11 protein-coding genes and 1 pseudogene are annotated in these 20,988 nt (G+C 41.4%); all 12 read left to right on the top strand.

From position 1 onward, the window contains the following. Positions 1-4 precede the first annotated feature (4 nt). The 12 genes and pseudogenes from SOM16_RS22180 to SOM16_RS22125 all read left to right on the top strand — a co-directional run bounded on the left by SOM16_RS22180 (position 5) and on the right by SOM16_RS22125 (position 16,667). The gene (locus tag SOM16_RS22180) at positions 5-1,384 is read left to right on the top strand and encodes a RagB/SusD family nutrient uptake outer membrane protein (protein WP_320466186.1); all 1,380 of its coding nucleotides are present in this window, start codon (positions 5-7) and stop codon (positions 1,382-1,384) included. A gap of 100 nt (positions 1,385-1,484) precedes the next feature. Beyond that, positions 1,485-2,600, top strand: coding sequence for a TlpA disulfide reductase family protein (locus SOM16_RS22175; protein WP_320466185.1), 1,116 nt, complete (start codon positions 1,485-1,487; stop codon positions 2,598-2,600). A 3-nt stretch (positions 2,601-2,603) separates the two neighbouring features. Next, a complete protein-coding gene (locus SOM16_RS22170; protein WP_320466184.1) occupies positions 2,604-4,082 on the top strand; it encodes a redoxin domain-containing protein in 1,479 nt (492 codons plus the stop codon). 2,600 nt (positions 4,083-6,682) lie between these two features. Next, complete coding sequence (locus SOM16_RS22165) at positions 6,683-7,360, top strand: response regulator transcription factor (protein ID WP_320466183.1); 678 nt, start codon at positions 6,683-6,685, stop codon at positions 7,358-7,360. Continuing rightward, positions 7,360-8,712 carry an ATP-binding protein gene (locus SOM16_RS22160; protein ID WP_320466182.1) on the top strand — a complete coding sequence of 451 codons (1,353 nt, stop codon included), beginning with the start codon at positions 7,360-7,362 and terminating at the stop codon, positions 8,710-8,712. The genes SOM16_RS22165 and SOM16_RS22160 overlap by 1 nt, the downstream gene beginning before the upstream one ends. 107 nt (positions 8,713-8,819) lie before the next feature. Beyond that, on the top strand, positions 8,820-10,088 hold the full coding sequence (locus SOM16_RS22155) for a TolC family protein (protein WP_320466181.1): 1,269 nt from the start codon (positions 8,820-8,822) through the stop codon (positions 10,086-10,088). Between the two features lie 4 nt (positions 10,089-10,092). Continuing rightward, on the top strand, positions 10,093-11,190 hold the full coding sequence (locus SOM16_RS22150) for an efflux RND transporter periplasmic adaptor subunit (protein WP_320466180.1): 1,098 nt from the start codon (positions 10,093-10,095) through the stop codon (positions 11,188-11,190). 30 nt (positions 11,191-11,220) lie between these two features. Continuing rightward, positions 11,221-14,349, top strand: coding sequence for a CusA/CzcA family heavy metal efflux RND transporter (locus tag SOM16_RS22145; RefSeq protein WP_320466179.1), 3,129 nt, complete (start codon positions 11,221-11,223; stop codon positions 14,347-14,349). Between the two features lie 15 nt (positions 14,350-14,364). After that, positions 14,365-14,602, top strand: a pseudogene (locus tag SOM16_RS22140) (TSUP family transporter); the annotation flags it as partial. Between the two features lie 96 nt (positions 14,603-14,698). Further along, the gene (locus SOM16_RS22135; protein WP_320466178.1) at positions 14,699-15,271 is read left to right on the top strand and encodes an outer membrane beta-barrel protein; all 573 of its coding nucleotides are present in this window, start codon (positions 14,699-14,701) and stop codon (positions 15,269-15,271) included. A 3-nt stretch (positions 15,272-15,274) separates the two neighbouring features. Continuing rightward, positions 15,275-15,991: an AcvB/VirJ family lysyl-phosphatidylglycerol hydrolase gene (locus SOM16_RS22130; RefSeq protein WP_320466177.1), complete on the top strand. Its 717-nt coding sequence runs from the start codon at positions 15,275-15,277 to the stop codon at positions 15,989-15,991. A gap of 1 nt (position 15,992) precedes the next feature. Then, positions 15,993-16,667 carry an AcvB/VirJ family lysyl-phosphatidylglycerol hydrolase gene (locus SOM16_RS22125; protein ID WP_320466176.1) on the top strand — a complete coding sequence of 225 codons (675 nt, stop codon included), beginning with the start codon at positions 15,993-15,995 and terminating at the stop codon, positions 16,665-16,667. Positions 16,668-20,988 lie beyond the last annotated feature (4,321 nt).

Genomic DNA, 20,988 nt, shown 5'->3' with positions numbered 1-20,988 from the left:
AATCATGAAAAAAAATTATAAAAATTTCATTTATACCATATTGATTATTGGAGCAGTGTTTACTGTTTCATCTTGTAAAAAATTTGTAGAATTAGGTGCGCCCCCTACCCAGATTGGTTTTGATGACGCGTTCAAAACGGATGCATCAGCACAGAGCGTGGTGATGGGCATATATTCGCAATCTTCTGCGGCGGTAAATGGCTTCCTCACTTATGTTACATTTTATCCTGGAATTTCTAGCGATGATGTACAATATAATGGCACAGATGCGGGCATTCAGGAATTTTCTAAAAATGCACTGCTAAGTACCAATAGCTTTGTGAATAATACCTGGGGCAATATTTATCAGCCAATAAAAAATACTAATAATGCCATTAGTGGCATTACGGCTTCTACAACTTTAACGGCTTCTACAAAAGCACAGTTATTAGGCGAAGTTAAATTCCTAAGGGCTTATTTTTATTTCTACGCCGTTAATTTATTTGGAGATATTCCTCTCCCATTAAAAGACGATTATTCCGCATTTGAAAATGCTGCTTTACCACGTACTCCATCAGCACAGGTTTATGAACAAATTATAAAAGATTTGACTGAAGCTCAAGCTGTATTACCAACTACTTATGCCGGAACATTTAGAGGCCGTGCTAACAAGCATGCAGCTACTGCGCTTTTGGCCCGCGTGTACCTCTATCAAAAAGACTATGCAAACGCTGAAGCGCAGGCTGCACAAGTAATAAGCACTGGCACTTATAGCTTACCGGCTCCGGAATTAGCGTTTATCAATAACAGTAATGAGATTATCTGGCAGATAGGCAACACAACAGGCGTATCTGTACCAGGTAATGGATACGTATCAGCTGCAGCATCAATCCCAGTTTACTCTTTAGCCGATGGCACCTACCAGAGCTTTGAAAGTACAAGCGATTTACGCAGGGCAAACTGGACATCGGCAAAAACTTTAGGAGGCAAAATTTATTATTCGATTACTAAATATAAGATAGGTTCTGGCACCGGAAATGAATATAACGTTGCTTTAAGATTGGCTGAACAATATTTAATCAGGGCAGAAGCCAGGGCGCAACAAAACAATTTGAGCGGCGCCAAAACAGATTTAGATGCAGTGAGATTAAGAGCTGGTTTAGCGGGTGTTAGCCCCACATTAACCCAGGCTCAAATGCTTTCTGCGGTTGAACAAGAAAGAAAGATGGAACTTTTTGGCGAATGGGGGCACCGCTGGTTTGATTTAAAAAGAACAAATAGAGCCAATGCGGTAATTGGTTCCTTAAAGCCAACCACATGGAAAGCGACTTCGGTTCTATATCCGATACCAGATGCACAACGTTTAATCAATACTGCATTAACTCAGAATTTGGGTTATAATTAGTAAAATATAAAAATCCAGTTTGAGCTTGTTGATTTACCCTGGGTATTTCAACAAGCTTCAACTGGTAATTTTACAGCGGCAATTATCATCAACCTACAAAATGAAAACAAAACATATCGCTTTAGCAGCGGCACTTTTAATAGGTGCAACTGCTTTTAAGCCTCAACCTGGCTATAAAATTTCTGGAAATATCAGGGGTATAGAGAACGGTATAATCTATCTTACTCATCAGATTGGTGATCAGGAAATTAAAGATTCGACCAAAATTACTAATGGAAAATTTACATTTTCCGGAACAACACCAGAGGTGATGATGTATAGCATTCAAATGCCAAAAATTAGGGAGCAAAAATATTTTCTTCTTGAAAATAAAGCAATGACGTTTGAAGGGCATAAAGATTCTTTATTTAATGCTAAAATTATTGGATCACCAGAAACCGATGTCTATCTTGCTTTTTATAATGGCCCCTGGAAAACCATTACTTCAAAAGCGGGAATGATTTATGCTGCATTAGATAGTGCAACTCAAAAAGGCAAAGTAACGCTTACTCCAGAGCAGCGCAAGCCCTTCGATGATGAATTTAAAAATCTGGATGTACTTAATCAAAAAGCAATTAAGGATTACGTACTGGCGCATCCAGGTTCGGTAGCTGTTGCAGCCATTGTTGAAGAACGTTTAATTAATTACAACTATCCACAACAGGCGGCAGAAATGTATACACTTTTTAAGCCCGAGGTTAAAAATTCATACATCGGCAAAGCCATTAAGGCGAGTTTAGATTTACTAAATAAAACTGCCCCAGGAAAAGTTGCTCCCGATTTTACCATGAATGATGTGAACGGTAAGCCTTTAAAATTATCACAATTAAGGGGGAAATATGTATTGATTGATTTCTGGGCAAGCTGGTGTGTGCCTTGCAGGAAAGAAAACCCAAATGTTGTTGCCGCCTATCAAAAATACCATGATCAAGGATTCGAGATTTTAGGTGTTTCCCTTGACAGCAAAAAAGAAGCTTGGTTAAAAGCCATAAAAGACGATGGGCTAGGCTGGAAACATGTTTCAGAATTAAAGGGCTGGACGAATACAGCCGCAACAGCTTACGGTGTAAAATCTGTACCAGCAAGCTTTTTGATCGATAAAGAAGGCAAAGTTATTGCCAAAGATTTAAGAGGCGAAGAATTAACCAAAAAGTTATCAGAAATTTTTAAAGATTAAAATATGAAAACATTAAGCCTTTTTATTGGCACACTTGGATTGATGGCTGCATCAATTCAACTTAACGCGCAAACAAAACCACTTGATACCACAAAAATTTATCTGGACAAATTGGTCGCTTCAAAAAATCCTGCAGACCATGTGCTGCTTAATGGCCAACTTAAGCGCCTGGCTGCAGCCAATGATGAAAAGGAAATGAACATGGCCATCAATTATTATTTCCAGTTGAAAAATCAAAAGGCGACGGATTCTTTGCTGGAAGTGCAGTTAACTAAATTTCCGAATGGAATGCGTGCCAGAAACAAAGTGGCTTCAGACGAAATTTTTCCACTGAAAACGCCTGCAGAAAAGGAAATCGCTTATAAAGCATGGATTAAGAAATTTCCACCCTCCAACTTTAGTGGCGATGATTTAATTACTTACGACTACGTAACCAGCAGCATTGCAAGTGGTTATGCAGAACAAAAAAATACTGCGAAAGCAATGGAATATGCGGATAAGTTTTTAGTAGACTTTTGGAAAGGCAATGCTTATAGTAGTCTTGGTCAAGCTTTTTATAGAACCGGAGATTTAAAAAATTCAGCCCTCTTTTATAAAAAGGCAACAGAAAGTGCAAAAGCTTATTATGATGGGAAATTACCTAATGAGAACTCATCGAAATTTGCTGCATCGGGTTATCCCTATTTAACCATGAGTTATGCCAATGTACTCTATGAACAAAAAAAATACAACGAGGCACTTCAGTATGCGAAATTAGCAACGACCAATCCAAAGACTGCTTCTCCGAAAACAAATTTCCAGTACGCTAAAATTTTAATGGCATTGAACAGAAACCAGGAAGCGTATACCAAGCTGGAAGAAGCTGTAAAATCTGGTAAGGCGGATGATGAAATGAGTGCTACTTTCAAAAAGCTTTATACTAAAGTAAAAGGTAGCGAAGCCGGTTTTGACCAATATGCTGCAGAGATCAGGAAAGGCATTATCGCCAATCTACAGCAAAAATTAAGTAAAGAAATAATTAAAAAACCCGCGGCAGATTTTACGCTAACCGATCTGGACGGCAAATCAGTTACCTTAAGCAGTTTGAAAGGTAAGACTGTGATTTTAGATTTCTGGGCAACCTGGTGCGGACCGTGCAAGGCATCGTTTCCTGCAATGCAAATGGCTGTAAATAAATATAAAAACGACCCTACTGTACAGTTCTTGTTTATTCACACCTGGGAGAAAACCCCTAACCCAACTAAAGATGCTGCAGACTACATTAAATCGCAAAACTATAATTTTGAAGTATTGATGGATAATAAAGACCCTGAAACTAAAATTAACAAAGTAGTAAGTGATTATAAAGTAAATGGAATTCCATCAAAATTTGTGATTGATCCTCAAGGAAATATCAGGTTTAACCTGATGGGTTTTGATGGTGGTAACGAAGCTGCTGTAGATGAAATTTCCATGATGATCGACATGGCCAGAAAGGGATAAATACAAGTTGTTCAGTAATAAATCGCGTTTTCAACTCCACCTATGGAAGTTGAGACGCGATTTTTCTTATGGTAGAAGATCAAAGTTAAGCCAGCGCAGCGGGAAAAGTTTACGGTAAGTGATGACACCAGCCGATAGATGAATGGTACAAAAAAATGTCTTTTACACTTTGATTTAAAAGGATTCTATTTTGTCCTGGCCGGACAGGCCTTTTTTCTTTTGACAGCAAAAGAAACAAAACTGCCGGCTCGCAATTTTTTTATCCAAGTCAGTAGATAGGCTAGGTCAGTGCCATCCTAAAAAATTGACCATGCCGGTCTAAGAGCAGAACGAAGAAGCGGTGGTCTGGCCTTGTTGGGTAGTGATAGCGATCGCCATTCTTGTTATAAATCTAAGTCTGCATCCTAATTCTCATCATGCTATCGCCACCCTGCTATCCGGCCTAGGAAATGGTGGAAGGAGAAAACGTTAAAAGCTTCACCACAATCTTTCAACCTACCACAACCCAAGGCAGCGCGTCCTCTCCCGATTCTTCATCGGGTGCTTGTTCTGCCGAAGCAAAGCTTTAACGAGTTTATCCGACATCAGGTCCAAGCCTTGATTGTTTGGTTCTTTATTATCAAGAATAAAGAACAAGCCCTTCGGCGGCTAGCCGAGGCAAGCCAGCGCAGCGGGGAAAAGTTTTCAGCAGGTGATGACACCAGCCGATAGATGAATGCTACAAAAAAATGTCTTTTAGTCTTCGAGTTAAAAGGATATTATCGTGTCCTGTCCGGACGGGCTTTCTTCTTTGGGCAACCAAAGAAGAAAAGTTGCCGGCTCGCAATTTTTCTGTTAAAGTTAGTGAGTAGGCTTGGACATTGCCATCCCGAAAAATTGACCATGCCGGGTATAAGAGCAGAACGAAGAAACGGTGGTTTGGCCCTGCTGGGTAGTGATAGCGATCGCCATTCTTTATAAATCTAAGTTTGCATCCTAATTCTCATCATGTTATCGCCACCCTGCTCCTCCGGCCTAGGAAATGATGGAAGGAGAAAACGTTAAAGCTTCAACCACAATCTTTCAACCCACTACAACCCAAGGCAGCGCGTCCTCTCCCGATCCTTCATCGGGTGCTTGTGCTGCCGCCCTCAAAGCTTTAACGAATTTATCCGACATCAGGTCCAAGCCTTGATTTTTTTGTTACTTTTTTGATCAAGCAAAAAAGTAAAAGCCCTTCGGCGGCCAGCCGGGGCAAGCCAGCGCAGCGGAAAAAGTTTACTGCAAGTGATGATACCAGCCGATAGATGAATGCTACAAAAAAAACTCTTTTACGCTTCGGTTTAAAAGATTCTATCTTGTCCTGGCCGGACGGGCCTTTTTTCTTTTGACAGCAAAAGAAACAAAACTGCCGGCTCGCAATTTTTCTGTTAAAGTTAGTGGGTAGGCTTGGACATTGCCATCCCGAAAAATTGACCATGCCGGTCTAAGAGCAGAACGAAGAAACAGTACTTTGGCCTTGCTGGGTAGTGATAGCGATCGATTTTTTTAGTTATAAATCTAAGTCTGCATCCTATTTTCTCGTTTATGCTATTGCCACCCTGCTATCCGGCCTAGGAAATGATGGAAGGAGAAAACGTTAAAGCTTTAACCACTTATAAATCTAAGTCTGCATCCAATTTTCTCATCATGCTATTGCCACCCTGCTATCCGGCCTAGGAAATGATGGAAGGAGAAAACGTTAAAGCTTCAACCACAATCTTTCAACCCACCACAACATAAGGCAGCGCGTTCTCTCCCGATCCTTCATCGGGTGCTTGTGCTGCCGAAACAAAGCTTTAACGAGTTTATCCGACATCAGTTCCAAGCCTTGATTTTTTTGTTACTTTTTTGATCAAGCAAAAAAGTAAATGCCCTTCGGCGGCTAGCCGAGGCAAGGCTGTGCAGCGGGAAAAGTTTTCGGCAGGTGTTGACCATGCCGGTCTAAGAGCAGAACGAAGAAACGGTGGTTTGGCCTTGTTAGGTAGTGATAGCGATCGCCATTCTTGTTATAAATCTAAGTCCGCATCCGACTTTCTCGTCATGCTATTGCCACCCTGCTATCCGGCATAGGAAATGATGGAAGGAGAAAACGTTAAAGCTTCAACCACAATCTTTCATACCCCACAACCCAAGGCAGCGCGTCCTCTCCCGATCCTTCATCGGGTGCTTGTGCTGCCGAAATAAAGCTTTAACGAATTTATCCGACATCAGGTCCAAGCCTTGATTTTTTTGTTACTTTTTTGATCAAGCAAAAAAGTAAGAGCCCTTCGGCGGCTAGCCGAGGCAAGCCAAGCGCAGTGGGAAAAAACACCCCCATGTCCGCCTATTTGTACCTTCCCCAGGAGGAAAAGGGCGTATAATAAAGATTTTTCGCAGCCAGCGGGCTAGAAAGTTTCTGTAATAAATCGAAAAAAATTGCTTCGTACTTCGCAATTGCGAGACCTTGATGTAGCAATCGCTATAGCCAGCCTGGCGGCCACTCTCCTCAGGTAGTTACAGCACAGTATAAAGAAAACCAGTCAGCCATCAACCTCACTAATTTTAATCTCCTTTTAAGGTGAGATTACTACTTTTGCATCATGGTCAAGATAGGAATTGCAGAAGATGATGTTAAAATTGCCGCCCTCCTTAAAACAGCTTTAGAAGAAAACGGCTACGACGTAGCTAACGTTTATAACGGAACAGATGCGCTTCAAACCTTCTTAAGCCAAAAATTTGACCTCTTTATTGTTGACATCATGATGCCGGGATTAAACGGAATTCAGCTTTGCAAACACCTCCGGAATGATCATATCAGCACGCCGATTCTCATGCTCACTGCAATGGGAACTATCGACGATAAGGTAACAGGCTTAGATGCAGGTGCGGACGACTACCTGGTTAAGCCATTCCATTTGAAAGAATTACTTGCCCGGGTAAATGCTTTATTAAGGAGACAAACTGGCATTGAAAACACTAAAAACCATCAACTTTGTTTCGCCGATCTCTGTTTAGACACCTATAGTAAGGAAGTAATCCGGGCCGACATCAAAATTGAATTGAGTGCAAAGGAGTTTGATTTGCTCGAGCTATTCCTCCGGAACCCTAACCGTTTACTATCCCGCCAATTTATTGCAGAACAGGTTTGGGACATTAACTTTGAAACCGGAACCAATGTGATAGACGTTTACATCAACTTCCTTCGGAAGAAGATAGAAAAGAATTTCGACCGCAAACTCATCCATACAAAAATAAACATGGGTTATATTTTGAAGTAATGAAAATTAAAGACCGCATCGCATTATATTTCACGCTGATCAGCACCTCTATGCTGCTTGCCGTGCTATGCGTAGTCTATTTTACTTTCATGAAGTTCTTACAAGCCGATTTCTTTGAACGCTTAACCGATCGAACCATGGTTACTGCGAAGCTCTATCTGGAAGCCGATGAAATAAGTCGGGATGCCTTAAGTGATGTTCGCCATAAATACTTGCAAAAACTTAATGGTGAGGTCATTAGAATTTACGATAATCAAAACAGAGCCACATTTATTGGAGATTCTGCCCAATACTGGACTAAAGCCACCATTAACGCGGTTCGGAAGAAGAAACACCTGCAATACAAAGATGGCGAAAGGCAGGTGGTGGGGATTTATTATAAAGATAACCAGGGCGATTTTGTTATCCTAGCCGCTGCCACCGATCAGGGCACGCATAACCGTTTGGATAAGTTGCTAAAAATTATGCTTTTCACCTTTATCTCCATCTCAATAATTGTTTTATTACTGAGTAGATGGGTGGCAAAGAAAATGCTGAAGCCTTTAAAAAAGTTCATGGAAGAAGTGAAAAAGGTTGGCGCTAAAAATTTGGAATTCCGGGTGGAAGAAAGTCAGACTAAAGATGAAATCGACTTGATTGCACAAAGCTTTAACCACCTGATGGAAGATTTGGAACAAGCCTTTATATTACAGAAAACCTTTGTTGCCAATGCTTCGCATGAGTTGAGAACACCGCTTACCAGAATGATGATCACGGCAGAACTTGCCTTATCAAAAGCAAGAGATACGAAGGCTTATCAAACAGTAATTCAATCCATTGTAGATGATATTGAAAATATAGAACATATGATTACTGGCTTACTTGCCCTGGCTAAAATGGATCTCGAATTAATAGAATCGCAACTTTCGCCCATTCGTTTGGATGAACTACTTATTAAGATCCAGAAGGAATGGAAACAGCATAAAAACCTCGATCTGGAAATCATTAATCACCTCACGGATAATGTTGCAATCATCGTTTCTGCCAATTTAGTTTTGCTGCAAATTGCGCTCGATAACATCATTGCGAATGCCTTTAAATTTTCTGACAACAAAAATGTAAGTTGCCATTTAGTAGAGGAGACTGATCTGTTGCTCATCAAAATTATTGATCAGGGTCCAGGCATACGGGCTTCAGAACGAGACGATGTATTTAAACCATTCTACACCAAAGCAGCGGATGCAGGGCAAAAAGGCGAAGGTATGGGACTATATATTGCCAACAAAATACTTCATTTGTTTAACGGAAATATTAAAATTTCTGCTGAACAAAAAAGTGCTTTTATAATTAGTTTGCCAATTTTAAAGCAATAAAATCAAAAAAACCTGCTCAAGGCAATGCATCTCCCCTTCCTCTAACTTTAATCTGCTTTTAATTTCGATTTAATTTGCGTTTAATTCGGCTGGGATAGATTTGCCGCATGACAAAAATAGGCACCCTACTTTTTCTCTTCCTGAGCCTTTTATACCAAATAGCTTTTGCGCAAAATGATACAGTCAAATTAAGTTTGCCTCAGGCAGAAGCATTGTTTTTAAAACACAATTTCGAATTACTGGCCGCCAATTATCAAATCGATCAGGCAAAAGCAGAGATCATTACGGCCAAACTTTTCGATAATCCGGAGCTGGAATATGAGAATTTATTCTACAACCATGAAACCGGAAAGTTTTTCCAAACCTCACTTGCCTACGGTCAGTTTGCAGGATCGATTTCCCAACTGGTTAAACTGGCTGGCAAACGAAATAAGAACATCAAACTGGCCAAATCTGGCGCAAAAATGGCAGAGATAGAATATTTTGATTTACTGCGTACGCTAAAATTTGAGCTTCGCACTACATTTTACAAGGCATATTTCAATGCTCAATCTTTACAGGTTTACCAGGAACAACTTAAATCGACACAAAGCCTGATCTCCGCTTATGAAACACAGTTGAAAATGGGCAATGTGGCTTCGAAAGATGTGATCAGGATAAAATCACTGTTAATCGGACTCCGGACAGAACAGACCAACTTGCTCAACGAGCTAGAAGATGACTACCGGGATTTGCGCCTGCTTTGTGGTTTGCAACCAGAAGCTAACTTCCGCTTAGTACGCCCTGAATCAAATGAAACCGTCGCGTTAGATAAAATTCCTTATGCCAGTTTATTAGATTCTGCCAAAACCAACAGAAGCGACTTAAAACTGGCGAAGGTGGCTTTAGAATACAACGAACTGAATCTTAAACTGCAGAAGGCTATGGCTATTCCTGATGTGGAAATCGCTTTAACCTATGATTTGAAAGGAAATTACCCGGAAAAATATACAGGTTTAGGATTAAAAATTCCGATTCCACTCTTCAACAGAAATCAGGGGGAAATTAAAAAGGCAAAAATTGCAATCGACGCAGCAACTACAAACGTCAGCAAACAAGAACTGCTTTTAAATAACGAGGTTTTTAACAGTTACCGCACCGCGCTTCGAAATGAAAAACTGTATTCCGAAATCAATCCGGAATTCAATGCGGGTTTTGCTCAACTCATTGCAGGTCTGATTAAAAATTTCAGAGAACGAAACATCAGTTTGATGGAGTTTCTAGACCTCTACGAATCCTATAAAGAAACTGTTTTACAAATCAATAATATTCAGCGGGAAAGATGGAGCGCCAGAGAAGAATTAAATTATGTAACGGGATCAAACCTTTTCAAATAATCATATGCAAATTATCTATAAAAACATTATAAAAGCAGTTTTACTTACTTCCATTAGCTTAAGTTTAGGCTGTAGCGATCATAAAACTGAAGCCGCACCAGAGAAATTTTCCATAACAGATTCCCTGATCAATCGATTATTAATAGATACGGTGCAGCAAGCAAGTAATCAGTCAGATCTGATGTTCTCTGCAAAGATCAGCGCGAATGAAGACCGGAAATCAGAACTTTTCCCGATGGTAAGCGGCTTAGTTAACCGGGTGAATGTACGTTTAGGCGATCAGGTAACTGCCGGACAAACCCTCGCCTCCGTTACCAGCGCTGAAATGGCGGGCTTTGACAAGGAGGTAATCTCGGCAAATGCTGAACTTAAAAACGCTGAGCGTAGCCTGAAACAAGCCGACCAACTCTTTGAAAGTGGCCTATCCTCAGCGAAAGAACTCGAAGAAGCTAAAAATGATTTTCTCATTAAAAAAGCAGAGTTAAAACGTGCAAATGCAGTTTTAAAGCTTAATGGTGGAAGCAACACTGGTTTATATTCGATTAAATCGCCCATTAGTGGCTTTGTCATCGAAAAAAACGTAACTGATGATATGCAGTTGCGAAGCGATAATGATAAAAGTTTGTTTACCATCGCCGATCTTTCTCATGTTTGGGCAATGATTAATATTTATGAATCCGATATTTCGCGCATCAGAGTTGGCGATGAAGTAAATCTCTCTACCCTATCCTACCCAGAACAGGTTTTTAAAGGTAAAATAGACAAAATTTATAACCTGATCGATCAGGATAGTAAGGTAATGAACGCACGCGTGGTGATTGCCAATACCAATACTTTATTAAAACCGGGTATGCTCGGCACGGTGAAAGTTTCTGCCCATTCTGGCGTTGACCTTCCCGCGGTAAATTCACGTGCCATTATTTTCGATGATAATAAAAATTATGTACTGATCCTGAACAATGAAAATAAAGTGCGCATTCAGGAAGTTCAACTCGGCAGAAAAACAGCCAGTAAAACCTATATCAATAAGGGATTAAATGCCGGCGACCGTGTGATCGCTTCTAAACAAGTTTTCCTTTTTGAAAACCTGAAAACCCAGTAATACTCTTTTTATCCTTAAGATTTTCCCCGTATGAATACATTCATCAAAAGCATTATAGGCTTTGCGCTGAAGAACAAATATTTTATTTTCTTTGCTACGTTCATCCTCATCCTCGCTGGTTATTTAAGCTTCAAAAACACCACTATTGATGCATTTCCTGATGTAACGAATACCAACATCACCATCATTACGCAGTGGCCTGGCAGAAGTGCTGAAGAAGTGGAGAAATTTGTGAGCCGCCCGCTGGAAATTGCGATGAATCCAACTGAAAAACGAACCAGCATCCGTTCTTCTTCATTATTTGGTTTATCAATTGTGAAAGTAAGTTTTGAGGATGATGTTGATTATGCGGAGGCCCGCGTGCAAGTCAATAATCACCTGGATGAAGCTGATCTTCCGGAAGGTATCCAGCCGGAAGTGCAACCACCTTACGGACCTACCGGAGAAATTTTTCGCTATACTTTAACCAGTGATACCAAGACCGTTCGGGAACTGAAAACCCTGCAGGATTGGGTAATTCAGCGGGAACTGCTTTCCGTTTCAGGCATTGCAGATGTGGTGAGCTTCGGCGGAGAGGTTAAAACTTATCAAATTACCGTTGATCCACAAAAGTCTATACAGTACGGCGTAACCGCAACTGAACTTTTCGAAGCGGTTTCCAAAAGTAATATCAATGTTGGTGGCGATGTAATAGTGCAAAGTGGCCAGGCTTACGTAGTGCGGGGAATTGGGGTATTAAACAACATCGACGAAATCAGGAATGTGGTGGTGGATAACATCAACGGAACTCCGATCTACATCAAAACCATTGCTGATGTTGCCGAATCGGCTTTACCGAGGCTCGGTCAGGTGGGCAGAGATCAAGACCCTGATGTGGTGGAAGGAATTGTAGTGATGCGTAAAGGTGGAAATCCAAGCGAGGTCATTAGCCGATTGAAAGAAAAAATCGATGTTATTAACAGCAATATTCTGCCGGATGATGTGAAGATTAAAGCCTTTTACGATCGGGAAGATCTGGTTAATTATTCGGTTCATACCGTAATGGGTAACATGCTCGAAGGAATTTTATTCGTTACCCTTATTGTGTTCGTGTTTATGGCCGATTGGCGTACCACGCTCATTGTTTCCATCATTATTCCCTTAGCACTGCTCTTTGCATTTATCTGCCTAAAGTTGAAAGGAATGCCTGCAAACCTGCTCTCAATGGGCGCAATCGACTTCGGGATTATTATTGATGGTGCCGTAGTTATGGTAGAAGGAATTTTTGTAACGCTGGATATGAAAGCGAAAAAATTAGGCATGGAACGCTTCAATAAAATGAGCAAACTCGGCTTCATCAAAAAAGCCAGTCTGGAAAATGGTAAAGGAATTCTCTTTGCAAAGCTCATTATCATTACCGGCCTGCTACCGATTTTCACCTTCGAAAAAGTAGAAGGAAAAATGTTCTCGCCCCTCGCCTGGACATTAAGTTTTGCTTTGCTTGGTGCGTTAATTTTAACCTTCACGCTGGTACCCGCCATGGCCAGCGTGTTGCTCAAAAAGAATGTAAAGGAGAAACACAATGTTTTCCTGGAATGGATTACCAAAGCCACGCTCAAGTTCTACAACAAGTGTTTTAAACGTAAAAAATTAGTGTTTACCATATCCATGATGGTGCTTGTTGCAGGTGCCATCAGCTTCAAATTCCTGGGAACAGAGTTTTTACCAAGTTTGGATGAAGGTTCTATTTACGTCAGGGCAACAGGACCACTCAGCATTTCTCTGGATGAAACAAAGAAGCTTTCAAACGATATGAGGAAGATCTTTTTGAGTTTTGAGGAAGTAAAACAGGTAATGTCTCAAACAGGCCGTCCGAACGATGGAACAGATGCCACCGGTTTTTACAACATGGAATTTCATGTGGATATTTATCCTAGAAAAGAATGGAAACGAAAGCAAAGTAAAGAGCAACTGATTGAACGGATGCAGGAAAAACTAAATGGTTTCCCGGGCATTAGCCTGAACTTTTCTCAACCTATTTCTGATAACGTGGAAGAAGCTGTTTCCGGAGTAAAAGGTTCTATTGTGGTTAAAATGTTCGGCGAAAACTTCGAGTTTATCGAACGGGAAGAAGAAAAGATAGAAAAGATTTTAAAAACTGTAGAAGGAATTGAGGATTTGGGAATCTTGCGCAATTTAGGTCAGCCGGAATTACAGATCAACCTCGATCAAAAGAAAATGGCGCTCTATGGGGTAAGCACAGCCGATGCAAACGCGGTAATAGAAATGGCGATTGGCGGAAAGGCAGCTACCCAGATCTATGAAGGGGAACGAAAATTTGATTTGATTATCCGCTACCCGGAAGATTTCAGAAATGATGAAAGCTCGATAGGCAAACTGCGAATTCCAACATTAGCGGGCTCAAACGTTCAACTGGCAGAAATTTCCAGCATCAAAAAAATAACCGGGCCAAGCATGATTTACCGCGATAAACACAAGCGTTATGGTGCCATTAAATTCTCCATCAGGGGAAGAGATATGGGAAGTGTAATTGCAGAAGCGCAACAAAAAGTGAATGCCACGATCAAACTTCCTAAAGAATACAAATTAGAGTGGGCCGGAGATTTTGAGAATCAACAAAGAGCTATTTCACGTCTTTCGCAAGCTGTTCCGGTGAGTCTGCTCCTAATCTTTTTAATCTTGTTTGTGCTATTTGGCAATATCCGCGATGCGTTATTGGTATTGAATAATGTACCTTTTGCCATGATCGGAGGAATATTAGCCCTTTTAGCAGCCGGCGTAAACTTCAATATTTCTGCCGGGATCGGTTTCATTGCTCTTTTCGGAATCTGTGTGCAAAACGGTGTGATTTTGATTACCAAATTTAAGTCGAATATCGCAGAGCTGAAACATCATGAAAGCTGGACCTTTACCGATGCGATGCGGGATGGAATCGCCAGCAGATTCAGGCCTGTATTAATGACGGCTTTAATGGCGGCAATTGGATTAATGCCTGCCGCTCTATCTACCGGAATTGGCTCGGAAGCATCAAAACCTCTCGCGATTGTGGTAATAGGAGGTTTGATCACAAACACCTTATTTAACCTTTTCGTTTATCCGATTGTATTTTATTGGTCGTATAAGAAAAAAGTTCAGAAAATTAATCCGGCGCAGGCGTAAATTCACCACGTAAACATGACTATTCTCTTATTTAGTATTATCTTATTCATCGGGGCTTATTTCGCAGGGTTACTGGGTTCATTAACCGGACTTGGGGGAGGCGTTATTGTTCCCATTATTAACATTGGTATTACATGTTGATATACGCTATGCTATCGGGGCCGCATTGCTGGCCTTGATAGCAACCTCCTCCGGTGCCGCAAGCGCCTTAATTATACGCAGCATTATCATTTTTAACATTAAATATGGTTTAACAAGTTAGGTTTTAGTAAAAAGATGTTAAAGTTGCCAAGGCTTTTAACACATGACTGGCTTTTTTAGTAGTTTTACTCTTAGTTAATCTAAAACGATGATCGCTAAAAGAACATTTCTCTATTTTTTTTTCAGTATCCTTCCTTTTTACAGCTTCTCACAGCAAGCAGGAAATATAGCAGGTGGCTTTTCTGTTTCGCCAGCGTTTGAACTTCTAAGATCTACACATACCAATTATTTCTATGCACCATCACTAAAATTTAATTATCGTTTTGCCAACGGTTTAGAACCCGGCGTAGGCTTAGAATATGCGACAACACCTGTTCATCATGATAATGGCTTCATCCTTCATCGACTCAGATTTATCCCGGTTTACGGGAATTTAAAATACAATTTTAATACTTCAAAAAAGATTAAACCATATGCGGAAACATCGTTAGGCGTATCGTTTAACCATTATAATATCGCTGAAGATGCTACACCACATCTTAAAAGAAAGGTTAGAGAGCCAGGGTTTTATACTTACGCTGGCCTGGGCGCCAGATATTCGCTTACCGAACACTTAGATACCTTTCTTGCGGTTGGCTTGAAGGGATATAAGATGAGTACCAACGATCTCGACATTAACCCTCATGGTTTATCATTTACACTCGGTTTTTCAATTCTTTAGACGATGAAAAAACTCGGATTTTTGCTCGCAATTTGCGCCATATCATTAAGTAGTTGTGCCCTTTTTAAGAGAGACCGAGTCCGGAATAATACCGGGATTAAATTAAAGGAGTTCAATTTACCAGTTTTCTTTTATCCTTCAAAAGACCCGCTTTCTAAAAAACTGGTGATCTTATTTTCCGGAGATGGCGGCTGGGTGAAATTTGAAGATAATTTAGCGATTAAGTTTGCCGAAAGTGGATTTTATACGGTCGGAATAAACTCAAGAGATTATTTTTGGGATCAAAGGAATCCGGAAGAGACCGGCATCGCTATCGCAATGCTGATGCGAAAATATGCCATTCAGTACCACACTCACCAAATTTATTTATGCGGGTATTCATTTGGTGCTGATGTAGTTCCTTTCATTTACAACAATTTACCACACCGGGCTAAAAGACATGTTATGGCACTGGAAATGCTCTCTCCTTATGCCACCACTGCATTTAAAGTTCGTTTTGCTGACCTTACTAACCTTTCTGGCGACAACTACTCATACAAAGTTGACCTGGAAGTAAAGAAATTAAACGTTCCCATTTTTTGCTTTTATGGTGTTAATGAAAACGAAAAACCGCTTGGAGCCATTACTCAAACTAATTTTCGTTTAGGTAGTTTAGTAGGCGATCACCATTATGAAGAAAGTGAATATGATAAAATCGTTGCAGTACTGAAAAGCAAATAACATGAAATTTAAATTATCCTTATTTCTCTTTCTCATATTCAGCCTTCACTTTGCACAGGCGCAGGATTTATCTCGGTATCCACTTACGGTAAAGCCCAAAGCAACAGCAAAACGAATTATATTTTACCTGAGTGGAGATGGTGGAATGAATAGTTTCTCTCAAAACCTGATGGAATCACTTTCCGAAAAAAACTATGCAATAGTAAGTCTGGACAGTAAAAAATATTTTTGGGATCAAAAAACGCCAGATAAAATGGCACAAGACCTCACTATCATCATCGAGCATTATTTAAAAACCTGGAATAACGCTGAATTTTCTATTGTTGGCTATTCTTTTGGGGCAGATGCGGCACTGTTTTTAACGCCAAGGTTATCAAAAGAACTGCAAGCGAAATTAAAATCTACGATACTGCTATCCCCTTCTTCTTCAACCGATTTTGTAATTAAATTAACCGATATGATGGGCTTCGGCAACAAGGAAGCAAAGTATAAAACCTTGCCGGAAGTGAATAAAATTAATAGTCAGTTATGTTTTATTTTTGGCGCCGATGAAGATCTGGCCATGTACAATGCAATTCCGGCGAAGAAAAACATCAGCAAAATCAAAATCCCTGGGTCGCATAAATTTGATAATGATATTCAAAAAGTTGCGCTAACCATTCAAACAGGCTTGTGATAGTAGTCGTTGTTTCTCGAGTTTTAACCGACCGTTCATACAAATGCAAAAACCTATCAAAAAAAAGTCCCATTAAAAACCACCACATGCTATTGCCATTCTGCTATTTCAACCTCGCTATCCGGCATAGGAGATGATGGAAGGAGAAGCCGTTGAAATTTTGCACCAACGTTCAAATCCCCACAACCCAAGGTAGCGCGAACGGCTCCTTAAAATAAATCTCTATTACAATTCAAATCGAGCCCTTGCGCTACCGCCATTTAAATTTCGACGTGCTAATCCGACATCAGATCCGAGCCTTGATTGTTTGGTTCTTTATCATCAAGAATAAAGAACAAGCCCTTCGGCGGCTAGCCGAGGCAAGCCAAGCGCAGCGGAAAAAGTTTACGGCAAGTGATGACACCAGCCGATAGATGAATGCTACAAAAAATGTCTTTTACACTTCGGGTTTAAAGGATATTATCGTGTCCTAGCCGGACAGGCCTTTTTTCTTTTGACAGCAAAAGAAACAAAACTGCCGGCTCGCAATTTTTTTATCCAAGTCAGTAGCTGGGCTTGGGCAGTGCCATCCCAAAAAATTGACCATGCCGGTCTAAGCAGAACGAAGAAACGGTGGTTTGGCCTTGCCAGGTGGCCATAGCGATCGTATTTCTCCTTCCTTTTTCAAAAAAAAATGATTCACTCGCTATTGCCACTATGCTATCCGGCCTAGGAGATGATGGCAGGAGAAGCTGTTGAAATTTTTGCACCAACGTTCAATTCCCCACAACCCAAGGTAGCTCGAACGGCTCCTTAAAATGAATCTCTATTACAATTCAAATCGAGCCCTTGCGCTACCGCGATCTAAATTTCGACGCGCTAATCCGACATCAGATCCAAGCCTTGATTGTTTGGTTCTTTATTATCAAGAATAAAGAACAAGCCCTTCGGCGGCTAGCCGAGGCAAGCCAAGCGCAGCGGAAAAAATTTACGGCAAGTAATCACACCAGCCGATAGAGGAATGCTACAAAAAAATGTCTTTTACGCTTCGGTTTAAAAGGATTTTATCGTGTCCTGGCCGGACGGACCTTTTTTCTTTTGACAGCAAAAGAAACAAAACTGCCGGCTCGCATTTTTTTTATTCAAGTCAGTAGCTGGGCTAGGTCAGTGCCATCCCAAAAAATTGACCATGCCGGTCTAAGAGCAGAACGAAGAAACAGTGGTTTGGCCTTGTTGGGTAGTGATAGCGATCGCCATTCTTATTATAAATCTAAGTCTGCATCCTGATTCTCATCTTGCTATTTCCATCCTGCTATCCGGCCTAGGAGATGATGGCAGGAGAAGCCGTTGAAATTTTTGCACCAACGTTCAAGTACCTCAAAACCAAGGTAGCGCGAACGGCTCCTAAAACAAATCTTCATTACGAAGCAGATCGAGCCCTTGCGCTACCGCCATTTAAATTTCGACGCGCTAATCCGACATCAGATCCAAGCCTTGGGTTTTGCTTCTTTTTGCCAAGAAAAAGAAGAGAGCCCTTCGGCGGCCAGCCGAGGCAAGCCAAGCGTAGCCCCCCCCTATCCGCCTAGCGGCACCTTTCACCGAAGGGCGTGTAATAAGAACTTTTCGCACCTAGCGAAAAAAATCATCATACCATAGGTCCTGAATCAAGTTCAGGATGACGAACGCTTTAACCCACCGTCCGTGGAATGACTTATAAAAAAGGTTCGGTGTTCATTGATAGCATTAGAGAAAAAAATAGAAATCTTTCGTACCTCATGATAACAACATCGCTATGGCCACTTTGCTGTCCGGCCTAGGAGATGATGGAAGGAGAAGCCGTTGAAATTTTTGCACCAACGTTCAATTCGCACCAAACCAAGGTAGCGCGAACGGCTCCTGAAACAAATCTTTATTACAAAACAAATCGAGCCCTTGCGCTACCGCCATTTAAATTTCGACGCGCTAATCCAACATCAGATCCAAGCCTTGATTGTTTGGTTCTTTATTATCAAGAATAAAGAACAAGCCCTTCGGCGGCCAGCCGAGGCAAGCCAAGCGCAGCGGAAAAAGTTTACGGCAAGTGATGACACCAACCGATAGATGAATGCTACAAAAAAATGTCTTTTACGCTTCGGGTTTAAAGAATATTATCGTGTCCTGGCCGGACGGGCCTTTTTTCTTTTGACAGCAAAAGAAACAAAACTGCCGGCTCGCAATTTTTTTATCCAAGTCAGTAGCTGGGCTAGGTCAGTGCCATCCCAAAAAATTGACCATGCCGGTCTAAGAGCAGAACGAAGAAACGGTGGTTTGGCCTTTCTAGGGTAGTGATAGCGATCGCCATTATTGTTATAAGTCTATGTCTGCATCCTAATTCTCATCGTGCTATTGCCACCCTGCTATCCGGCCTAGGAGATGATGGAAGGAGAAGCCGTTGAAATTTTTGCACTCACGTTCAAATACCCCAACTCAAGGTAGCGCGAACGGCTCCTAAAACAAATCTTTATTACAAAACAAATCGAGCCCTTGCGCTACCGCCATTTAAATTTCGACGCGCTAATCCAACATCAGATCCAAGCCTTGGGTTTTGCTTCTTTTTGCCAAGAAAAAGAAGAGAGCCCTTCGGCGGCCAGCCGAGGCAAGCCAAGCGTAGCGGAAAAAGTTTACCGCAAGTGATGACACCAGCCGATAGAGGAATGGTACAAAAAAATGTCTTTTACACTTCGGGTTTAAAAGTATCTATCGTGTCCTGGCCGGACGGGCCTTTTTTCTTTTGACAGCAAAAGAAACAAAACTGCCGGCTCGCAATTTTTTTATCCAAGTCAGTCGCTGGGCTAGGTCAGTGCCATCCCAAAAAATTGACCATGCCGGTCTAAGAGCAGAACGAAGAAACGGTGGTTTGGCCTTGCTGGGGTAGTGATAGCGATCGCCATTCTTGTTATAAATCTAAGTCTGCATCCTAATTCTCATCATGCTATTTCCATCTCGCTATCCGGCCTAGGAAATGATGGAAGGAGAAGCCGTTGAAATTTTTGCACGAACGTTCAATTCCCCACAACCCAAGGTAGCGCGAACGGCTCCTAAAACAAATCTTCATTACAAATCAAATCGAGCCCTTGCGCTACCGCCATTTAAATTTCGACGCGCTAATCCGACATCAGATCCAAGCCTTGGGTTTTGCTTCTTTTTGCCAAGAAAAAGAAGAGAGCCCTTCGGCGGCTAGCCGAGGCAAGTCAAGCGCAGCGGAAAAAGTTTACGGCAAGTGATGACACCTGCCGATAGATGAATAGTACAAAAAAAACTCTTTTACGCTTCGTATTTTAAAGATTCTATTTTGTCCTGACCGGACGGGCCTTTTTTCTTTTGACAGCAAAAGAAACAAAACTGCCGGCTCGCATTTTTTTTATCCAAGTCAGTCGCTGGACTAGGTCAGTGCCATCCCAAAAAAATGACCATGCCGGTCTAAGAGCAGAACGAAGAAACGGTGGTTTGGCCTTGTTGGATAGTGATAGCGATAGCCATTCTTGTTATAAATCTAAGTCTGCATCCTAATTCTCATCCTGCTATGGCCACCCTGCTATCCGGCCTAGGAAATGATGGAAGGAGAAGCCGTTGAAATTTTTGCACCGACGTTCAAATTTCCCCACAACCCAAGGTAGCGCGAACGGCTCCTAAAACAAATCCTTATTACAAAGCAAATCGAGCCCTTGCGCTACCGCCATTTAAATTTCGACGCGCTAATCCGACATCAGATCCAAGCCTTGATTTTTTTGTTACTTTTTTGATCAAGCAAAAAAGTAAGAGCCCTTCGGCGGCTAGCCGAGGCAGGCCAAGCGCAGCGGAAAACAGCCAGTTCAAAAACCACCCCGCCCTGTGGGCACCCCTCCAATGGAGGGGAGTTGCAATCGCTGTTTAGTCTATCGCCACCCTGCTCGCTTAAATTGTTTTCCCGCAGATTAAGAAGATTTACGCAGAATCATGAGGGTAAAAATCTGCGGTAATCATTTAGATTTGCGGGACCAAATTTTGCATTATGCCGTAGGACGGTTAACATGCCAGCGATTGATACCCTGCTATGACCACATGCTATTGCCATCCTGCTCTCCGGCTTAGGAGATGATGGAAGGAGAAGCCGTTGAAATTTTTGCACCAACGTTCAAATCTCCCTCCAACCCAAGGTAGTGCGAACGGCTCCTTAAAACAAATCTTTAATACAAAGCAAATCGAGCCCTTGCGCTACCGCCATTTAAATTTCGACGCGCTAATCCGACATCAGATCCAAGCCTTGATTTTTTTGTTACTTTTTTGATCAAGCAAAAAAGTAAGAGCCCTTCGGCGGCCAGCC

The sequence above is a fragment of the Pedobacter sp. CFBP9032 genome, assembly GCF_034045265.1.
Lineage (GTDB): Bacteria > Bacteroidota > Bacteroidia > Sphingobacteriales > Sphingobacteriaceae > Pedobacter.
The sequence above is the reverse complement of the archived record's forward strand: the minus strand, read 5'-3'. Positions and strand labels throughout refer to the sequence as shown.